Raw genomic sequence first — 20,678 nt, forward strand, 5'->3', positions numbered from 1 at the left:
TTTTTATTTCTTTTCAAACAATAAAAAAGGAATGGGAGAATTTAGTGATAAATAGAAATGAAATCAAGGAAAACGATAAATGGGATTTATCTTTTCTATTTGAAAATGAAAAAGAATATGTAAAAGCAATCAATGCTATTGAAATTAAAATCAAAGAATTTAAAAAATATGAAAAACTGGAATTAAATTTTAATTTGTTTAAAGAAACTTTAAATAAATACTACGAAATCATGGAAGATTTAGAGAAAGTCTCTTATTATGCAATGCTTCAATTAGAAACAGATGTAACCAATAAAAATTCAAATAAAATATATTCTATATGTGTCAATTTAGCTACAAAAGTATCTAATGCTACCGCATACTTCATGCCCAAAATACTAAAAACAGACGAAAAAAAAAATCAAGCTTGGATAAATGATCCTGAACTTAAGGATAAAAAAATTGCAATTGAAAAAATACTAAGAGAAAAAAATCACATTTTAAGCGAACAAGAAGAAAAAATACTTGCTAACTATACACCTCTTTACTCATCTTATCAAAACATATTCTCAGCATTAACAAATGCCGATATGGAATTTGGAGAAATTAATGGACACCCTTTAACCAATTCTACCTACACACTATTTCTACAAAACGAAGATCAAAAAATACGAAAAGAAGCTTTCTTGAAATTTTATCAAAAATACAAAAATAATGAAAATACGCTTGCTAATCTTATTATCTCAGACTTTAAGAAAAGTCACTTTATTGCAAAAACAAGAAAGTTTCAAAATACTTTTTCAATGCAGCTCTTTTCAAACAATATTGATAAAAAAGTTTATACAAATTTAATCGAAACTGTCAATGAAAATTTATCTGTGCTTAATGACTATTATGAGTTTAGAAAAAAAGTTTTAAACCAAGAATATCTATATCACTACGATGTTTACGTACCATTAACAAAAGGAATAACATTTAAAAATTCGTTTGAAGAAGCTTGTGAAAAGATATTAAAATCTTTAGAGGTACTAGGAAATGAATATACAAAAATCTTAAGAAATGGTCTTTTAAAAGAAAGATGGGTTGACAAATACGAAAATACTGGAAAAAGATCAGGGGCTTTCAGTGCTGGATCATACAACGGAAAACCTTACATACTTCTTAACTACAAAGACGAATCAATAAGAGATGTGTTCACGCTTGCACATGAAGCAGGACATTCAATGCACTCTTACTTTAGCATAAAAAACAACCCATTCCCGCACTATAATTATTCCATTTTTGAAGCAGAAATAGCATCAATAATCAACGAACAAATATTGGCAGAATATTTGCTTAAAAACGAAACCGATACTAACAAAATAAAATATATAAAACTCACACAAATTGACGACATGATTTCAACATTCTTTAGACAAACAATGTTTGCTGAATTTGAGTACATTATTCATGAAATGATTAGTAAAGAAGAACCCGTAGTAAAAGAAACACTAACAGAAACTTATATGAATTTGCTAAAAAAATACTTTGGACCTAGCCTAAAATTTGATGAATTAAGTCCCCTTGAATGCCTTAGAATCCCCCACTTTTATTCACCCTTTTATGTGTACCAATATGCGACAGGCATTGCAGCTGCTCTTTCAATATACAAAGACATTAAAGAAAATAAAAAAGATGCAGTAGAAAATTATATAAAATTTTTAAAAACCGGTGGTTCTAAATATCCACTAGATTCCTTAAATATTACTGGAGTAGATTTAACAAAAAAAGCAACAATAGAAAACACTATTAAAATTTTCCAATGTAGACTTGAAGAGATAAAGAAAATATTCCAATAAAAGGAGATTTATTGTGAAAAATATCAATTTGATTTTAGCTTGGCTTGTACATATTTTTACAGCATCTGGCTTGATTGTAGGATTATACTCAATAATTTCAATTGTAAATGGCAATTATTCTCTTCTTTTAAAGTTAACAGTAATAGGGCTTATAATAGACGGAATTGATGGTACTATGGCAAGAAAACTTAAGGTTAAAGAATTAATACCTGAAATTGATGGCACTCTGCTTGATAATATTACAGACTATATAAACTATACATTTATACCTGTTATATTTTTTTATTTAGGAGAATTTATTGAAGAAAAATATAAGGTCGCCATTTGCATCGGAATTTTACTCTCGTCAGCATACCAATTCTCAAGAACAGATGCAAAAACAGATGACAACTACTTTAGGGGATTTCCTTCCCTATGGAATCTATTTGTAATATTAAACATAATCTTTAAAATGGAACAAATAACAAATCTTATTACAATGTCAATATGCATTATAACAAGCTTTATCCCAATAAAATTTATTTACCCATCAAAAACCAAAGAATTAAGGAAAATTACCATACCAGTAACAATAATAAGTTGCCTAATATTTGTTGTATCAATATTTTCAGAGCTGTCTACATCAGCGTTAAAAATTGCAAAAACAGTTCTTATCCTTTACTTTGTATATTTAACCTTAGCAAGCATATATTTAACTTATAAAACAAAAAATAGATGACAAAATGTATATAAACACAATAATAGAATATATTGATTCAAACATAGCTTATTCCCCAATAGTATTTTTTTCTTTACTAATTTTAGCAGGACTTAATGTTCCTATTTCTGAAGATGCAATAGTATTAATGGGCGGAATTTTATCTAGTCGAAAAAATGAATATACTGTATTAATATTTTTAGGAATTTTTTGGGGAGCCTATCTTGGAGACATAATATCTTTTTACATTGGAAAATTAATGGGGAATAAACTATTTAAAAACAAAAAAGATAATAAAACGCTTGACAAAATAAATTACTATTATGGTCAATACGGAGTATTAACTTTATTTATAGGAAGGTTTATACCATTTGGAGTTAGAAACGCAATATTTATATCAGCGGGAATGGGAAATATGGAATCTGATCTATTTATTGTTTCCGACTTTTTTGCAACTTTGCTCTCAATAATTGTTTATTTTACTTTAAGCTTTAAACTAGGCCAATCATTTGAAATAATATTTTCAAAAATAAAAATAATTATATTTGCAATATTTATTACTGTAATAGCAACAACAATAATAATTTACGTAATTAAAAAAAATAAAAAAGTTGACAAAAATTTAAAATAAAAAATATAATGGTTAATAGTGCTGTGGTGGTGGAAGTGGTAGACACGCTAGCTTGAGGGGCTAGTGGGCGTAAGCCCGTGCTGGTTCAAGTCCAGTTCACAGCATCATAATTGTTAGCATGTTATTAAATAAAATTGACAAAAATGCGATATAAAAGGATATTAGAGAATAAGTTGTTATGGGTTAATTTTCAAGAGGATAAATGTCTAAATACGAATTCATAAAAATTGAAAAAAAATGGCAAGAATTTTGGGATAATGACAAAACATACAAAGTAGAAGAAGACCCAAACATTCCCAAGGAAAAAAGATTATATATACTTGACATGTTTCCCTATCCTTCTGCCAACGGACTTCATGTTGGCCATCCAGAAGGATACACGGCCACTGACATATTTGGAAGATACAAGCTTTTGAATGGATTTCATGTACTTCACCCAATAGGATTTGATAGCTTTGGACTTCCTGCTGAAAATTACGCAATACAAACGGGAACTCACCCTCAAAAAAGTACAGAAGAAAATATTAATAAGTTTAAAAAACAAATAAAAGCTTTAGGGTTTGCCTATGATTGGGATCGAGAAATTAGAACACATGAGGAGAATTACTATAAATGGACCCAGTGGATTTTTCTGCAATTATATAAAAAAGGGCTGGCCTATGTAAAAGAAATGCCTGTATGGTACTGCCCCGAGCTTGGAACGGTACTGGCAAATGAAGAGATTATTCAAACTTCAGATGGACCAAAATCTGAAAGAGGATTTTACAACGTCGAAAAAAAATATTTAAGACAGTGGGTTTTAAAAATTACAAAGTATGCTGAAAGATTGTTGAGCGACCTTGAAGGATTGGAATGGCCTGAATCTGTAAAAGAAATGCAGCGGAATTGGATTGGCAAATCAACAGGAGTTGAAATTGACTTCGAAATTGAAGGCCACAACGATAAAATCAAAGTCTTTACAACAAGACCAGACACAATTTTTGGCATCACATATTTAGTAATCGCACCAGAAAATAAACTAATAGAAAAAATAACAAAAAACAACTTTAAAAAAAATGTATTAAAATATGTAAAGCATGAAGAACTCAAAAGCGATCTTAATAGGACCTCTCTTGAAAAAGATAAATCGGGAGTTTTTACAGGATCTTACGCATTTCATCCAATAACAAATGAAAAAATTCCAATTTGGGTTGGAAGCTACGTACTAGGAACTTACGGAACTGGAGCTGTAATGGGCGTTCCAGCTCATGATGAAAGAGACTTTCAGTTTGCTAAAAAGTATCAATTAAAAATTTTACCTGTGATATCAAAATCAGGAAAAAATGAAATATTAGAAAAAGCATTTATTGATGATGGAATTTCAATAAATTCTCCTAATGAATTTAATAATCTTAAAAATTCTGAAGTAAAAAACAAAGTAATAAAATGGCTTACTAAAAACAAAAAAGGGAAAGAAAAAGTTACCTACAAGCTTAGAGATTGGATTTTTTCAAGACAAAGATACTGGGGAGAGCCTATACCCATTTTGTTTGATAAGCTTGGAAATACAATACCTTTAGAGGAAAATGACCTTCCCTTAAGACTCCCAGAAATTGCAAACTATAAACCCTCTGGAACAGGTGAATCTCCTTTGTCAAGAATTAAAGATTGGGTAAACGTAAAAGATATGGGTTTTACAAGAGAAACAAACACAATGCCTCAATGGGCAGGCTCTTGTTGGTATTATTTAAGGTACCTAGACCCTAAAAATCCAAAAGAGTTTGCAAATAAAAAAAAAATTGAATATTGGATGCCAGTTGACCTATACATAGGGGGAGCCGAACATACAGTATTACACCTGCTTTACTCAAGGTTTTGGCACAAGGTTCTTTATGATCTAGGATACGTAAATACCAAAGAACCTTTTAAAAAGCTAATAAATCAAGGCATAATAACGTCATTTTCTTATCAAAAAGAAAATGGGATTTTAATACCCAATGACCAAGTTATAGAAAAAGACAATAAATTTTTTGACAAAAAAGATAACAAAGAAGTAACACAAGTAATTGCCAAAATGTCAAAATCTTTAAAAAATGTAATAAACCCAGACGACATCATTAAGGAATTTGGAGCAGACTCGATGAGAATTTATGAAATGTTTATGGGACCATTAACAGATTCCAAGCCTTGGAACACTAAAGGCATTATTGGTGTTTTTCGATTTTTAAACAAAATTTGGAACTTAAGAAAAAAAGAACTATCAAAAGAGAATCCCCCAAAGGAAATAACATCTGAACTACATAAAGTAATAAAAAAAGTCACAGAAGACACAGAAAAACTAAATTTTAACACAGCAATCTCCGCCATGATGATATTTATAAATGGGCTTCTAAAGTATGAAAAAAATTATTTAAACATATTTAAACCGTTTATCATTATTTTATCTCCCTATGCACCCCATTTAGCAGAAGAGTTGTGGGAATATATTGGAGAGCTTCCTAGTTTATTCAAAAATTCAAAATGGCCAAAATTCGATGAAAGCCTTATTATTAAAGATAAAAAAGAAATTGTCTTACAAATAAATGGAAAAATAAAAGACAAAATTTTACTAAACAAAGAGACAGGCGAAAAAGAACTAAAAGAAATAGCAATGGAAAATAGCAAAATAAAATCAAATTTATTAAATAAAAAAATAGTAAAAATAATTGTAATTAAAAACAAGCTTGTCAACATAGTGATAAAGTAAAAAAGAGGCATGATATGGATTTTGAAGGTCTAAGCATTAAATATAAAGGAATTATATTCACAATATTTATCTTAATTACTATTTTTTTAGGATTTTTTTTGAAAAATCTTAAATTCGATGCAAACATCTTAAAACTTATACCCAAAACCAAAGAAACTGAAAGCTTAATAGACATTGATAAAAGTAATTCACTTTTATCTACAATAGTAATATTTCAGGATAAAAAAAATATTTTCAATAAAAAAAATTTTGAAACAATAAACAGCGTAATCGGTGAAATAACCAAAATTTTAAAAGTATCTCCAAATGCCGTTACAAGCATATTTTCTTATTTCCCACAATTTAAAAAAGAAATCTACACGGATAAAGATATAGAAGAAATAAAAAACAAAATAAAGTCAACTCCATTTGTAAAAAACACATTCTTAGGCAACTCAGAAAATTTAATATACTTCATAATAATCCCATCAGAGAGTGACCAAATCAACTTCAGTAGAAATTTAAAAACTGAACTTGATGAAATGGAAAAAACAATTAAAAAATATGAAACAGACGATTTAAAGTTATATCTTACGGGAGATTTAATAGTAAGAGAAAAAATATTAAATTACATGGTTGAAGACTTTAAGATCTTAGGGCCTCTTGCTACTTTTGTAGTAATAATTTCGCTTTATCTTATTATAAAAAATCTAATTGGCGCATTAATTCCTATTTTTATTGCATTATTATCATTGATTTGGACTTTTGGAATTAAAGGGCTTGTGCAATCCCCTATTACAGTGCCAGAAACTTCAATGATTGTTTTACTTATTTCAATAGGATGCGCCAATGCTGTGCACATAATAAATGAAATATTTAAATTAATAAAAAAAGAACAGCTCTCAAAAGAATCCATAAAAGCAACAATTAAAAAACTTAAAACGCCCATCCTGCTCACATCTCTTACAACTGCATTTGGATTTTTATCTCTTACAACCTCTTCAATTAATGCCTACAAAACAATGGGTATTTTCATGTCAATTGGAGTAATTATCTCAATGATAATCTCATTAACCGTTTTACCTGGAATAATAACATTAATCCCATTTACAAAAAAAAGGTCTTTTGAAAAAGAAAATAAAGCAAATAAAATATTTTTCCTTGAAAGACTTGCCAAACTAAACACACAAATAACAAAATCTATATTAAAAAGAAAATATACATCCTCTATAATGGTCCTTATTATACTGGGAATTTCTGTTGCAGGTCTTTTAAAAATAGAAATCAATTTTGATGAAAAAGATTACTTTAAAGAAAGCACAAGTGTAAAAAAAACACTAAACCTAATGCAAAAAGAAATGGGGGGAATATCGATTTTCAAAATAGAAATTGAAGGCAACCCCGGTGAATTCAAAAATGCTAAAGCAATGCAAACACTAGACTTAATTACAGACAAGCTTGATGCATTTTCTGCAAAAACTCAATCTAGTTCTATTAATGGAATTTTAAAATTTACAAATTTTAAAATTAAAAAAGAATCACCACTAGAGTATAAACTGCCTGAAAACAAAATTATACTAAACAAACTAATAAATTTGGTAGATAGAAGTGATTGGACTAAAGAAAATAAAAAAATGTACATTAATGATGATTGGTCGTTAATATCTATCATAGTGAGAATTGAAGACAACTCAACCGAAGGAATAAAAAAATTTGAAAAATATGCTATTAAAACAATTAATGAATATATGAAAAATAATAAATATCATTTCTCAGGGGTTTATGATAAGGTATTAATAGCTAAAACAATGGTAAAAGAACAGGTTATGAACATTATAACAACTCTTGGATCAATAACACTACTACTTATGTTTTTCTTTAAATCTATAAAAACCGGAATAATTATTGCAATCCCAGTAGCATGGTCAGTGTTTTTAAACTTTGCTGTAATGAGATTATTTGGTATAACTTTAAACCCTGCAACAGCAACAATTGCATCTGTAAGCATGGGAGTGGGAGTAGATTATTCAATTCATTTTTTCAATACGTTTATTTTACAATACAAAAAAAATCAAATCTACAAAACCGCACTTCTTGAATCAATACCCAGCGTTTTTAATGGAATATTTGCAAATTCCATTTCTGTTGGAATAGGATTTTTAACACTAACATTTTCGTCTTATAAAATAATATCAACTCTTGGAGCAATAATTGCGTTTACAATGCTAACAACATCTCTTGCATCGCTAACTCTTCTTCCATTATTAATTCATTTATTTAAACCTAGAGTAAAATTAGTCTCAAACAACAACGTTAAAAAATTAAAACAATAATTTAATGACCTCGCGCATATTATCTACAAGATAAAAATTAATACCACTCTTAATATTAATAGGAATCTCTTCTAAATCCACTCTATTTGCCTTAGGAACAATAATGTGCTCCACACCACTGCGCTTTGCTGCAATTATTTTTTCTCTAAGGCCTCCTATCATCATTACATTCCCAGTAAGAGAAAGTTCTCCTGTCATAGCCAAATGAGGTCTAACAACCTTATTAAGAGCAAGGGAGATAAAAGCACTAGCTATTGTAATTCCTGCAGAAGGTCCATCTTTTGGGGTAGCTCCTTCTGGAATATGTAAATGAATAATATTTTTTTCAAAAAAAGATTTACTAATACTTAATTCTTCCTTAATACTATTAACATAAGTATAGGCAATATTAGCAGATTCTTTCATAACATCACCAAGTCTACCTGTCAATTTAATTCCACCCACCTTGGACTCTGTCTTTACAGTTTCAATCATTAAAGTTGAACCTCCATAATTTGTCCAAGCAAGACCCATTACCATTCCTGAATACATAGCATTAGACATGCTTTCCTTTCTAAAAACAGGCACACCAACATATTCTTCTAGATTGTCATTGGAAATTTGATAAGATTTAACCTCAGTATTCTCAATAAGCTTTCTAGCAACCTTTCTTACAATTTTGTTTAAATATTTTTCAAAATTTCTCACCCCATTATCTCTTGCATATTCTTGAGCAATTTGAACAAGAGATGAACTTTGAAACTTTAAAGAATCTTTATCAACTCCGTTTTCACTTAAAACTTTGGGAATTAGATACTTTCTTGCAATTTCTATTTTTTCGTTATCAACATATCCAGAAATTTCAATAATCTCCATTCTATTTAATAAAGGTCTTGGAATTGTTTCAACAGAATTAGCGGTTAAAATAAAAAATACATTCGAAATATCAAAAGGAAGATCAAGATAATGATCTCTAAATCTAACATTCTGTTCAGGATCTAAAACTTCAAGAAGAACTGAAAAAGGATCTCCATAACTTGAAGCAGAAATCTTATCTACCTCGTCAATTAAAAAAACAGGGGAATTTGTCTTAGTAATTCTTAAGCCCTGAATAATTTTTCCAGGCAAAGCACCAACATAGGTTCTTCTGTGTCCCTTAATCTCTGACTCATCGCGCATTCCGCCAACAGAAAATCTAAAAAACTTAGTACGCAAAACCTTTGCAATAGCGGCCCCAATAGAAGTTTTCCCCACACCAGGGGGGCCCACCAGAAGAATAATAGCCCCCTTTTGGGTCTTTCTTAATTTAAGAACAGAAATATATTCAATAATTCTATCCTTAACTTCGTTCATTCCATAATGAGTTTTATCTAAAATTCTTTTAGATTTTTGCAAATCTAATTTATCAAAATTAATTTTCAAATCTCGCCAAGGAAGCTCAGTAATAAGTTCAAGATAATTTCTAACAACAATATATTCAGCCGAACTTGTCTCAAGAAGTGAAAATTTTTCTAACTCTTTTTCAACTACCTCCAAAGGCTCTCCCTTTAACTCTAAAGCCTTTAGCTTAGTTTTAAGCTTTTCTAAATCGCTACTTTTTTTATCTCCTATGCCAAGTTCAGCTTTAATAGCCTTAAGCTGTTCTTTTAAAAAAAACTCTTTTTGCTGTTTCTCTAATCTCTCTTGAATCCCCTTAGTAATTTTATTTTGAATTTCAATTAAATTAAGCTCTTCATAAATCAGTTCTAAAACTTTTTTAAGCCTATCTTTTACATTCAAAGTTTCAAGAACTATTTGATGATCATTTTTTGAAGATGAAATAGTGCTGGCCACAATATCACATAGTTTTCCCTTATCCTCAATATTAACCATATTTAATTGAACTTCCGGCATTTTCCTATGTGCAAATATTTCTTTAGTTCTAAGCAAAATACTACTGTAAACCGCCTTTGATTGAATATCATCTTTTCTAACTGGAATTTGCTTTAAATAGTCAATCTCAATTATAGGGAACTTGTCATTAAGAACAACTTTAACAAATTTAATCCTATCAAAAGTTGAAACAAATATATTGTAACCACCATCTGGAAGATTAATTTTTTTTATTATCTTTCCAGTAACTCCAACAGAATAAATATCTTTACTATAATCAATAATTAATTTCTGTTGAGCATTATTATTGTTTTTTTCTAAAAATTTATCATTCAAAACAAACAAGGCAATGATCCCATTGCCTTTCATAGCATAATCGATTGCTTTCATATCAGAATCAGAAATTAGAACAATCGGAATAAACATCCCTGGAAAAACTGGATGAGAAGGAACCGCTATTAAAGGCACTCTTGCGGGCTTATTAGAATGAGGCAAAATTCCAGCTATGGCTTTTTCTTTTTTTTTATCCACTGACCTAGCTTTTTTAGATTCATCCATAAAATTTGAAATCTCCTGAGCTAATTATAACAAAACAAATATTTTATGAAAATTCATTTAATAATAATTTTTTTTATTATAAAATAATAAAATGAGAATTTTAACAGTTAAAATTATGCCTATAAATTTGGATTATGATGAAAATCACAATTCACTAAAAATATACCATTCAACAATAAACATAATGACTACTACTTAAAATTAATTAATCTATGGTGAAGTTAGTAAAGAATAATCCTTGAAAAATAGATTAAAAGTAAATTCTAGAGAAGTAAATGAAGATTTGGAAACAAAAAGAAACTAATATACAAACCCAAGAATTAACTCGAGTTGCCAAGCAATACAATATCAATACCCTTCAGACAAGTTTACTTATAAAAAGAGAAATCAAAGAAGAAGATTTCATGTTTTTCCTTGAAGACAGCGTCAATTTATTACACAACCCATTTTTATTGAAAAATATAGATAAATTTATAAAAAGAATTAATAAAGCATTAAAAAATAATGAAAACATATTAATCTTTGGAGATAAAGATGCTGATGGAATCACAGCAACAATAATAATGTATGAAACTCTTAAAGATTTTGGACTTAATGTGAGCTACAAAATACCTTCAAATGGAGAATTTTATGGACTTTCAAACGAATTAATCAACACAGCTTTAGAAAAAAAAATATCTTTAATCGTAACTGTTGATAATGGTATTTCTAGTATTGAAGAAATAAACTATGCAAATTTAAAAGGAATAGAAATAATAATAACAGACCACCATCTTCCAAGCGAGGATTTTAAAACTGAAAGCATAGTTATAAATCCTCACCTAAAAGATGACAAATATCCATTCAAAGAAATAGCAGGCTGTTGTGTAAGCTTTAAAACTTGCCTTGCTCTTAGCATGTCCTTTACAGAATTTTATTCTAAAAACCTTGTATTTTTATTTTTAGAAAAAACAAAAAATGAAATTATTCTTCATGCAATAGAAATAAACAACTATATTCTCAAACAATATCTAAGATTAAATAATAAAAATGACCCCTTAATCAACTCAAACAAACTAGAAAAATTCGTACAAAACAAATGCATAGCAATCTTTAATAAAGAAGATCAAGATCAATTATTAAATAAACACTTAGCAAGAAATATAAACATAAACACAATTGATATTAGTGAAAATTTTATAAAAAAATATCCAAATTTTAGAAAAAAAACATTAGCGGACTTAATCCAAGCAACCAAATATTTCAAATATAAAAAAGTTGAAATGAAAGACAAGCTTTACTACATATTTTACAACATAATTTTTGAAACTAATAAAAACTTGCTCCAAAAATGCCTAAAAAGACTTAGTTTTGTTGCAATAGGAACAATAGCGGACAATATGCCCATTATTAATGAAAATAGAATAATCCTAAAAGTAGGGCTTAAAGAAATTGCTCTAAGAGAGAGAATGTCTATTAATTATCTATTAAAAGATGCAAACATATTAACAAAACCAAATATAACTTCAATGGATATTGCATATAAAATTGCACCAATACTAAACTCAACAGGAAGACTTGAAAAAGCAGATATTGCAATAAATTTTTTACTAACTAACGATATTAATCAAATAGAGAACAAATTTAAAGAAATAAAAGAAATCAACGAACTGAGAAAATACAAAGAAGAAAAAGCTTGGAATTCGCATAATAAAAATACTATTTTTAAAAACGATAAATTCATAGTTTGCTATGATAAAAATACTCCAAAAGGAATAAGTTCTAGAATTGCAACTAGACTTTCTTCTTACTACCAAAAAGTTGCTATTTTTTTAACAAAGCAAGATAATATTATTAAAGGATCAATTAGATCAAACAATAAAATCAATTCAAAAACACTAATATCAATAATACCTTCCCGTTTAGTAATAAATTCAGGAGGGCATAAAGCTGCAGCTGGATTTACACTGCATGAAAATTTACTCGAAGACTTTATTAAAGAATTAGAATATGCAACTACAAAAGTTGAATACGAAGCTACTGATGAAAACGAATCAATACTAATAGATGCTATTCTTCCAAAGAATTTAACAAAAGATTCTCTTTTCAAAACAATAGAAATATTTGAACCTTATGGCTATGAATTTAGAGAGCCGATATTAATGATGAAAAACGTTTACCTTCAGGAACTCAAAATAATTGACAAAAATCATAGTTCAAAACATATAAATATGCGAATTAAATCACAAAACGATTACTATAAAGCTATTTTTTTTAACGGAACAAAAAAAATAGAAGAATTGGAAATAAAAGAAGATCAATATTTAGACATCATTTTTACAGTTAATGAAGATTTTTATTATCCTAGAGAAAAAATTTTGAAAATCATAGACATAAAAAAGAGTGCTCAAATCAATGCATAGAATACAAAAAGCCCTACTTGTATTGTGTATTCTAGGAATAGAAAATATAAATTCAGAAATAATAGATACTATCCCCAAAGTTCAATATAAAAAAGAGGCATTTCAAGGAGATTACATATACTTTGCAAGTAATCAAATCTTTAAAAGATTATCACTTTTAAGCACAAGTAAAAATCCAATAATAAGCTCTTCTCCATTTAAATTTACAGTAGGAAGCAAAACTTACTATATAGCATTCATAGGAATTACACCAATGATAAAAGAGGGCAAAAGAAAAATTCAAATAGAATTCAAAAATAAAAGCTACACCAAAGAAATAGAAATAAAAAAATTTAACTTCAAAAGAACAAAAATTAGTTTTAATAAAGAAAAAGCCAAGCTTATCACCCAAAAAAAATCAACAAAACAAAAAGAACAAGCTTTAGTTTTGTGGAATATTATTGGCAATACAGGAGACACAACAATATATCACTATGATAATTTAGTTAAACCAATAAAAGATCAATACATTGTAACAAGCCAATATGGAGATTTAAGGCTTTACATGCAAGATGGCAAAAAAATTTCAAATTATACAATGCACAATGGGATTGATTATGCTCCATTTAAAAAAGAAAATACTCCAATTTTTGCTGCTGGCAAAGGAAAAGTTGTGTTTGCAAAAAATAGAGAGCTAACGGGCAATACCCTTATAATACAACATTTACCGGGAGTATTTACAATTTATCTTCACCTTTCAAAATTGGGAATAAGTGAAAATAAAATAGTTAGTACTGGAGAATATATTGGACATACTGGAAATACGGGTCTTTCAACAGGCCCTCATTTACACTTCGAAGTAAGAATTAATGGTATAGCAATAAACCCAGATTTTCTTTTAAATGGCATGCTTATTGACAAAAATAAAATAATAAATAATATTAAAAGAATAGAGTAAAAGGAGGTGATTTTTTGGTAACAGTCACTGTGGACAAAAATGAAAATCTTGAAAAAGCATTGAAACGTTTTAAAAGAATGATTGAAAAAGAAGCAATTATTCGCGAATGGAAAAGAAGAGAGTACTATGAAAAACCATCCACAATACGTGTAAAAAAGGAAAAAGCTTTTAAAAGAAAACAGGCAAAAAAAGTAAGAAAATTAAAACAAAAAACTAATAGATAGATCGCAAGAGATGTTCAAATGGATATCTCTTTATTTTAAATCAATACCTCTCTTGGTTTTGATCCATTAACAGGTCCTACATATCCCATATCTTCCATGATTTCAATAATTCTGGCTGCTCTATTGTAACCTATCTTCAACCTTCTTTGCAGATAAGATGCTGAGGCTTTTCTTGTGGCTTTAACAATTTCAAGAGCTTCATCAAACATTGGTTCATCAGAAGGTCCAAGAGCAACTAAATCTGGCTCTTTTACACTATCAATAAATATTTCATCATCAATATAATTTGGAGAACCAAATTTTTTAACCTCTTCAACAAGCCTGTAAACTTCTCTTTCTTTTAAAAATCCACCCTGAATTCTTTGTGGAAAAGGATTTAAAGAACTAATATAAAGCATATCCCCCTTTCCCAAAAGCTTTTCAGCCCCAGAAGATCCAAGAATTATTCTTGAATCCATAGAGCTAGCTACCATGAAAGAAATCCTAGAAGGAAAATTGGCTTTTATTACTCCCGTAATAACGTCAACCGAAGGTCTTTGGGTCGCAAGAACCAAATGAATTCCCACAGCTCTAGCCATTGCAGCAAGTCTAGAAATTAAATTTTCCAAATCTTTTCTTGCAGAAAGAATAAGATCTGCAAATTCATCAATAATTATTACAAGGTATGGTAAAATCATTAAATTTAAATTTTCATCTTTTATTTTTTTATTATAAGAAGAAATATCTCTTACTAATAAATTATCAAGAAGGACATATCTTCTCTCCATTTCATCAAGACACCATCTAAGAGCCTCTAAAGCTCTTTTTACATCTGTAATAACTGGAGTTAATAAATGGGGAATATCATTGAAAAGTTTAAGCTCAACTATTTTGGGATCTATCATAATCAATTTCACTTCATCTGGAGATTTTGAAAAAATAATTGAAGCAATTAAAGAGTTCACACAAACAGATTTACCTGCCCCAGTTGCGCCAGCTATTAATAAATGCGGAGAATTAACAAGGTCAAAAACAATATTTTCACCACTAATCTCCTTTCCAAGGGCAAAAGGAATTCTAAAATCACCTCTAAATTCCTTGCTGTCTATTATCTCTGAAATCAAAATAAACTCACGCCTTTTATTAGGAATTTCAATTCCTACAGCTTCTCTGCCAGGAATTGGAGCAATAATCCTAACCCTAATAGCAGCAAGCCTTAAGGCAATATTATCAGAAATAGAAGTAATCTTAGAAAGCTTAATTCCCTTATCAGGACGAACAGCATACATTGTAACAACAGGGCCTTTAATAATATCAATTAATTTGGCATTAATATTAAACTCTTTTAATGTCTCCTGGAGAATCGTTGATTGCTTTTGAATTTCTTTATCATATTCAATATCCTCTACATCATTTTTAATCTCTTTCTGATCAAAAACTGAAATATCAATAACATAAGAATCGCTTTTTTTATTCAAAGCTACATTTTCGCTATAAACATGAGGAATAGCAACTTGACTAATTATGCCCTTAGCCCTTATATCACAGGCTTTAACCTTTCCGCTAATAATTAACTTATTATCCTCAAGATTGTCTAAATATTTATACTCACAAGACTCATCAATTTCATCTGCATTTTCATCTGAATTTAAAGCATTTTCATTTAAAGCATCCTTATTTAAAGGACTTTTTTCTTCGAGATCTGAGCCTTCAAAAACAGTTTTGTCTAAATTAATATTGGAAGGTTTTTTATTGTTTCTTAAAAAAGCACTAAATGACCATAAAGCTTGATATTCTTCATCATTAATAATATTCTTCTTCTCATCAAAAACTTGAGAATCTTTAGAATCATCTACAGGATCTCCATAAACTTTAATATCTTTTTTTATATCCAATGAATTTGAAAAGGGGAAATAACTTAAGATGTTTTCAAACAAAATTTTAATCTTAAACTCTAAAAATTTAAAAGTATCTAAAATAAAATTAACATCCTTAAAAAAGACATAATTTAAGTAAATCCACACAACAAATTCTAAAATCAAAAGAGTAAAAATAAAAAAATTTCCCAATACTATACCAAAATTAATAAGAAATATCTTAATAAAATAAGATTTTTCAACATTAGAATTAATTTTTATTAAAAATATTAAAGTAAAAAACAATATTACGGTATAATTCCAATTAAATATAAATCGTTTAGTAAAAATATGTTTTTTATAGGCATACCAATTAACAATTGGATATACTATTAAATAAAATGATAAAAATGAAAAAACATTAAGAAGTATTTGTCCTAATAGATTGAAAACAAAAAATATAAACACATTGCTCAAAGGGGTTAATGCTACAAAAAGAGAAAAAGAAATAACAGAAAGCATAAAAAAAAACAAAAATTGAAAATACTGATAAAAATCTTTCATATTCTAAAAAAATAACAAACTATAATTGAAAGTGCAAATAAATATATCGAAAAATAATATAGTTTTTTGTTATTAAGCATTTTTAAAAAAAAATTTATTGAGAAAATACCAACAACAAAAGCAACCAATGCTCCTAAGTTTATTTCAAAAAAATTTAAAATCATAAAAATATCATAAAATTCTTTATGTTTTAATAAAATTGCTCCAAAAACTATAGGGATTAAAGATAAAAATGAAATTTCAAATGCATTTTTTCTATTAAATCCAATAACCGACGCTGAAAAAATTGTAATTCCTGAACGAGAGATTCCTGGAAGAGCACCTAGGCCTTGCATAAGCCCTATAAAAATTCCTGCTAACAAAATATTACCTTTAAAATCAATTTTTAAAAAATTCAATTCCAACATCAAGATTAAAATCCCTGTTATAATAAAATTAATTAAAACGAAAGGTAATGTAAACATTCTCTCATATTTTGAAATAAAAGTCCCAACAACTCCAGTAACAATGGTTATTATTAGTATTAGCAATATTAATTTTAAATTTATTAAATCGGATTTAATAGTTTTTCTTAAAGAGAATCTAATAAAAGTTAAAAAAAGCTCTAAAATCCTTTTACGATAGTAAATAATAATAACTAGAACTGTTGCAAGATGCAAATAAATATCAAATATTATTGAAAGTTTTAAATTTATAAAATGCCTAAAAAGTAATAAATGTCCCGAACTAGATATTGGTAAAAACTCTGTAATGCCTTGAATAATACCCAAAATAATTGCACTTAAAATATTTGTCATTAAATGCTCCATATTAATTTTTGGGAAATTCGCCCATAATTTTAACTATTACCGAATCTATTCCCTTCTTTTCATACAAAGCGTCATAAAATACCGAATAAACTAATATTTTTTTAATATAATTTCTAGTCTGACTGAAAGGAATTGCCTCAATAAAAAGCTCTTTTGGCAAATGTTCATAACTTTTTTCCCACTTTCTAACATTACCAATACCCCCATTGTAAGACGCAAGAGCCTTATAAAGGCTGCCAGTTGTGGATATTCTTTTTTTCAAATAATATGTTCCAATTATTATATTATCTTTTGGACTCTTTAAATCATAATTAAAATACTTAAGTTCTTTAGAAATATCATTTGCCGTTGATGGCATAACCTGCATAAGGCCAACAGCACCGGGTTTTGAGACCGCATTTTTCTCAAAGCTGCTCTCTGCTTTTATTAAAGAAAATACAACGCTGGTTTCAAGTCCTCGCCTTTTAGCCCAATATTCTACTAAAGATCCATACAAATAAGGATAAAGCCTTTTATAATCATTTTCCGTTAAAGCAGATTCATCTTGATTTACAAGATAATTAATCACAAGAGTTGCATCGTAATAATTTTCACTCTTTAAAAGTTCATCGTATACTTTTCGATAAAAATCAAGTGAAAATTTATATCCATTCCTAAAATCCTCAGAAATAAACCCTCTAACATAATTACAAAGATTAAATTTTAAAAACCCCTCCAAAAAAATCTCATAATCAGATTGCTCATACTTAATATCAGAACTACCTGTAAAAAATTCATCAATATTTTGATCTAATAAGTACCTACTCATAAATGAAGAATAAGACCATTTATCATAATTAACAGCAGAATTCAAAAGACTCTTGTATTCTCCGCTTACATTAGGTTTAATTAATTTATGATATATAAGCCTTGCATTAATAAAAGCAAGTTTGGACAAAATAGAATTAGAAATAACTTTTTGAGCATTAAAATAAAGCTTATAAAGATTGCCATAGTCTTCAAGCTGAATTGATTCCAAAATATATTCTTCTAAAATCTTAATAAACGTAGAATTTTTTTTATCGCTCTCAGTATAAAACTTGGCTATACTTTCAGCAAAATAATCCCTTGCACTCTTGGTAAAAATTAAATTGCTAAAAGCATTATTAAGCAAATCAAGCCTGTTAATCTCATTATTAAGATTTAAACCTTCAAGATATTCCTTTAAAAGAAGAAGTCCTAAATTATTTTTTTCTCTAAGATTTAGAATACCTAAATAATAATTTTTATATTTACTCCTTATTTTGCTAAAAAATGTTAAAGCATTTGAAATTTTGCCAGAACTAATAAAAGCCTTATAAATATCACTTAATACAATATTATTGTCATAATAATCATTTAAGCCATTTTTATTTAATATATTTATTGCACTATTAAAATTACCATTTGCCATTTCATACTTAAATCTGACAAGATTTAAAAAATTTGTACCAAAGTACTTAGACTTATTTTCAATAATAAAATAATCATAAGCTCTTACATGCAAAGAATTTGCAGGTAAATTCTCAAAAAGTTCATTAAAATAAATTTTTGATTCACTTACATTAGAAAGATTAAGATAAAGAGCTGCTTTTAATAAAATATTTTCATTTTCCTGATAATCAGAAAATTTCATCTTATCAAGCTTATTTAAAAGACTAAGGGCCTTATCGTTTTTCTTTTGCCAATAAAGACTTTTAAAGTATCCCAGTATAATAAATTTATTATTTTCGTATTTTTTATAAAGTCTCTCTCCAATCAATTCAGATGCAAAATACTCTTTTATTGAGTTAAAATATTCAATAAGCTTAATTCCAGCAAACTGAGATGCAATACTATCCCCATTAGCTATAGCCTTTTTCATATACTCTACAAATTTCTCTTCAAATCCTATTTTCTTAAATAAATAAGCAACATATATATAAGAACTTGGATCTATATTAAAATGCTTATCAAAATTTTTTTTTGAATAATCAAAATTCCATAACCAATTCAAATTCTTTAAATCAAACTCTTTTGAATGTGCCTTAATAAAATTAAGGCCTGAGATTTCTTTTTTTGCAAAGCAAGAAACTAAACTGAAAAATAAAAAAAGAAAAAGAAAATTTTGTAATACACAAGAACTTCTATTAAACATATTGATCTTTTTCATATCTCTCAATTCTATTTTTATCATATTCAAAGCAATATGAAACAAAATCTCTAGGTTTTAAAATTTTTGAAAAAACTAAAAACAAAGAAAAAAATATCAAAAGAAAAAGAGAAATTAGACTCAAATACAACATGGGAGAATGAACCATCTCCTCACTTGAATTTAATTTAAAGTTGTTTTTCACCATATCATTCTCAAAATCTTCTCTAAGATCTAGTTCAACATCTTCATCTGAGGTATCTACTAAATCTTTGTCAATGTCTGCAATAATGTCTTCGACACTTAAATCATGCAGATCTTCCTCTTCTAAAGAAGATTCTTCTAATTTTTGAAGATCAAAATTATTAAGATTTAAAGACTTTTCATCAACATATTCAACTTTTTTATTTTCTAAATTAAGCGTTTTAGAATCAACATAGCTATCCTCATCATTATCATCAAAACTTTCAAAATTCGAATCATTTGTCTCAATTTTTTGGTCTTCTTCGGTTTTTAGATCTAAAGAATTAACAGTAGGCACCATATCAGAAACATCTTTTTTAACAAAATCATCTTTCTCTTCAAAATTCAAATCAAATTCAGAACCTAAATTTTCAACAGACAAATCATTGCTAATGTCACTTTTAAAATCATTTAAAGAGTTATCCCTATTAGATCCTTTAAATTTTTGATTAAAATCTACAAGACTTAAATCAAATTTCGATTTATCTTGAATCCCATCAGATTCACTATAAACATAAAGTATTTCATCCATAACTTTAAAATAAACATTAACGCTCAAGCTTTCCTTTTTTAAATTATCCAAGAAAAAAGAACCAACTAAAAAAGGATCTGAAAAATCTTCATATTCACTAACATAAAAATTCAACTTAATACTGGTATCGCCTGCAACCTTGCCCAATATTATTCTCTTAACAGAACTATCATCTAAATTTAAAACCGAATAATACTCATTATTAGATAATTTTATCGCTAAAAACCCTTTCAAAAATCATAACCTCTTTGCTTTGTTAATTTTATTGAAACCTAACTTATGCACTAATTATAGTTATCATTATTATTATAACTATAATATAATATAAATAATGTGATATTCAACTTACAAATTACTTTTATTTTAAGTAAATAACTTTTATTAAAGGTAAT

13 protein-coding genes and 1 tRNA gene are annotated in these 20,678 nt (G+C 27.9%); 9 read left to right on the forward strand and 5 right to left on the reverse strand.

The features are described from left to right. Positions 1 to 44: 44 nt before the first annotated feature. The 6 genes from pepF (at position 45) to QIA00_RS01250 (ending at position 8,182) form a co-directional block, all read left to right on the forward strand. Positions 45 to 1,817, forward strand: coding sequence for an oligoendopeptidase F (gene pepF / locus QIA00_RS01225; RefSeq protein WP_316256998.1), 1,773 nt, complete (start codon positions 45 to 47; stop codon positions 1,815 to 1,817). A 13-nt stretch (positions 1,818 to 1,830) separates the two neighbouring features. Next, complete coding sequence (pcsA, locus tag QIA00_RS01230; protein WP_316256999.1) at positions 1,831 to 2,535, forward strand: phosphatidylcholine synthase; 705 nt, start codon at positions 1,831 to 1,833, stop codon at positions 2,533 to 2,535. Between the two features lie 4 nt (positions 2,536 to 2,539). Beyond that, positions 2,540 to 3,145, forward strand: coding sequence for a DedA family protein (locus QIA00_RS01235; protein WP_316257000.1), 606 nt, complete (start codon positions 2,540 to 2,542; stop codon positions 3,143 to 3,145). A gap of 20 nt (positions 3,146 to 3,165) precedes the next feature. Continuing rightward, positions 3,166 to 3,249, forward strand: a tRNA-Leu gene (locus tag QIA00_RS01240). 98 nt (positions 3,250 to 3,347) lie between these two features. Continuing rightward, positions 3,348 to 5,870 (forward strand): leucine--tRNA ligase, encoded by a 2,523-nt coding sequence (leuS, locus tag QIA00_RS01245; RefSeq protein ID WP_316257001.1) that lies wholly within the window; start codon positions 3,348 to 3,350, stop codon positions 5,868 to 5,870. A gap of 14 nt (positions 5,871 to 5,884) precedes the next feature. After that, complete coding sequence (locus tag QIA00_RS01250; RefSeq protein ID WP_316257002.1) at positions 5,885 to 8,182, forward strand: efflux RND transporter permease subunit; 2,298 nt, start codon at positions 5,885 to 5,887, stop codon at positions 8,180 to 8,182. On the opposite strand, the gene lon is transcribed toward QIA00_RS01250, so the two are convergent. Then, complete coding sequence (gene lon / locus QIA00_RS01255) at positions 8,171 to 10,591, reverse strand: endopeptidase La (protein ID WP_316257003.1); 2,421 nt, start codon at positions 10,589 to 10,591, stop codon at positions 8,171 to 8,173. The genes QIA00_RS01250 and lon overlap by 12 nt on opposite strands. A 275-nt stretch (positions 10,592 to 10,866) precedes the next feature. Here lon and recJ point away from each other — a divergent pair, with 275 nt between their 5' ends. From recJ to rpsU, 3 genes are read left to right on the forward strand one after another with little or no spacing between them, the layout of a single operon-like run. Continuing rightward, on the forward strand, positions 10,867 to 12,993 hold the full coding sequence (gene recJ, locus QIA00_RS01260; protein ID WP_316257004.1) for a single-stranded-DNA-specific exonuclease RecJ: 2,127 nt from the start codon (positions 10,867 to 10,869) through the stop codon (positions 12,991 to 12,993). Then, positions 12,986 to 13,930, forward strand: coding sequence for a M23 family metallopeptidase (locus tag QIA00_RS01265; RefSeq protein WP_316257005.1), 945 nt, complete (start codon positions 12,986 to 12,988; stop codon positions 13,928 to 13,930). Before recJ ends, QIA00_RS01265 begins: the two co-directional genes overlap by 8 nt. A gap of 14 nt (positions 13,931 to 13,944) precedes the next feature. Next, positions 13,945 to 14,154, forward strand: coding sequence for a 30S ribosomal protein S21 (gene rpsU, locus QIA00_RS01270; protein ID WP_002656880.1), 210 nt, complete (start codon positions 13,945 to 13,947; stop codon positions 14,152 to 14,154). Positions 14,155 to 14,189: 35 nt separating this feature from the next. On the opposite strand, the gene QIA00_RS01275 is transcribed toward rpsU, so the two are convergent. The 4 genes from QIA00_RS01275 to QIA00_RS01290 are packed head-to-tail and all read right to left on the reverse strand — an operon-like array spanning position 14,190 to position 20,520. Continuing rightward, positions 14,190 to 16,553 (reverse strand): DNA translocase FtsK, encoded by a 2,364-nt coding sequence (locus QIA00_RS01275; RefSeq protein WP_316257006.1) that lies wholly within the window; start codon positions 16,551 to 16,553, stop codon positions 14,190 to 14,192. Further along, entirely contained in the window at positions 16,550 to 17,350 is an 801-nt protein-coding gene (locus tag QIA00_RS01280; protein WP_316257008.1) for an undecaprenyl-diphosphate phosphatase, read from the reverse strand. The genes QIA00_RS01275 and QIA00_RS01280 overlap by 4 nt, the downstream gene beginning before the upstream one ends. Positions 17,351 to 17,363: 13 nt before the next feature. Next, the gene (locus QIA00_RS01285; protein ID WP_316257651.1) at positions 17,364 to 19,517 is read right to left on the reverse strand and encodes a flagellar assembly lytic transglycosylase; all 2,154 of its coding nucleotides are present in this window, start codon (positions 19,515 to 19,517) and stop codon (positions 17,364 to 17,366) included. Further along, positions 19,510 to 20,520 carry a hypothetical protein gene (locus tag QIA00_RS01290; RefSeq protein WP_316257009.1) on the reverse strand — a complete coding sequence of 337 codons (1,011 nt, stop codon included), beginning with the start codon at positions 20,518 to 20,520 and terminating at the stop codon, positions 19,510 to 19,512. The genes QIA00_RS01285 and QIA00_RS01290 overlap by 8 nt, the downstream gene beginning before the upstream one ends. Positions 20,521 to 20,678: the final 158 nt, after the last annotated feature.

It is taken from the genome of Borreliella americana, assembly GCF_032595795.2.
Lineage (GTDB): Bacteria > Spirochaetota > Spirochaetia > Borreliales > Borreliaceae > Borreliella > Borreliella americana.

What these genes read in the sequence shown, in the direction of transcription:
- QIA00_RS01235 (WP_316257000.1), top strand. Translation starts at nt 2,540, where the DNA reads ATGTATATAAACACAATAATAGAATATATTGATTCAAACATAGCTTAT.
- lon (WP_316257003.1), bottom strand. Translation starts at nt 10,591, where the DNA reads ATGGATGAATCTAAAAAAGCTAGGTCAGTGGATAAAAAAAAAGAAAAA.
- QIA00_RS01285 (WP_316257651.1), bottom strand. Translation starts at nt 19,517, where the DNA reads ATGTTTAATAGAAGTTCTTGTGTATTACAAAATTTTCTTTTTCTTTTT.
- QIA00_RS01280 (WP_316257008.1), bottom strand. Translation starts at nt 17,350, where the DNA reads ATGACAAATATTTTAAGTGCAATTATTTTGGGTATTATTCAAGGCATT.
- recJ (WP_316257004.1), top strand. Translation starts at nt 10,867, where the DNA reads ATGAAGATTTGGAAACAAAAAGAAACTAATATACAAACCCAAGAATTA.
- QIA00_RS01275 (WP_316257006.1), bottom strand. Translation starts at nt 16,553, where the DNA reads ATGAAAGATTTTTATCAGTATTTTCAATTTTTGTTTTTTTTTATGCTT.
- QIA00_RS01250 (WP_316257002.1), top strand. Translation starts at nt 5,885, where the DNA reads ATGGATTTTGAAGGTCTAAGCATTAAATATAAAGGAATTATATTCACA.
- leuS (WP_316257001.1), top strand. Translation starts at nt 3,348, where the DNA reads ATGTCTAAATACGAATTCATAAAAATTGAAAAAAAATGGCAAGAATTT.
- QIA00_RS01265 (WP_316257005.1), top strand. Translation starts at nt 12,986, where the DNA reads ATGCATAGAATACAAAAAGCCCTACTTGTATTGTGTATTCTAGGAATA.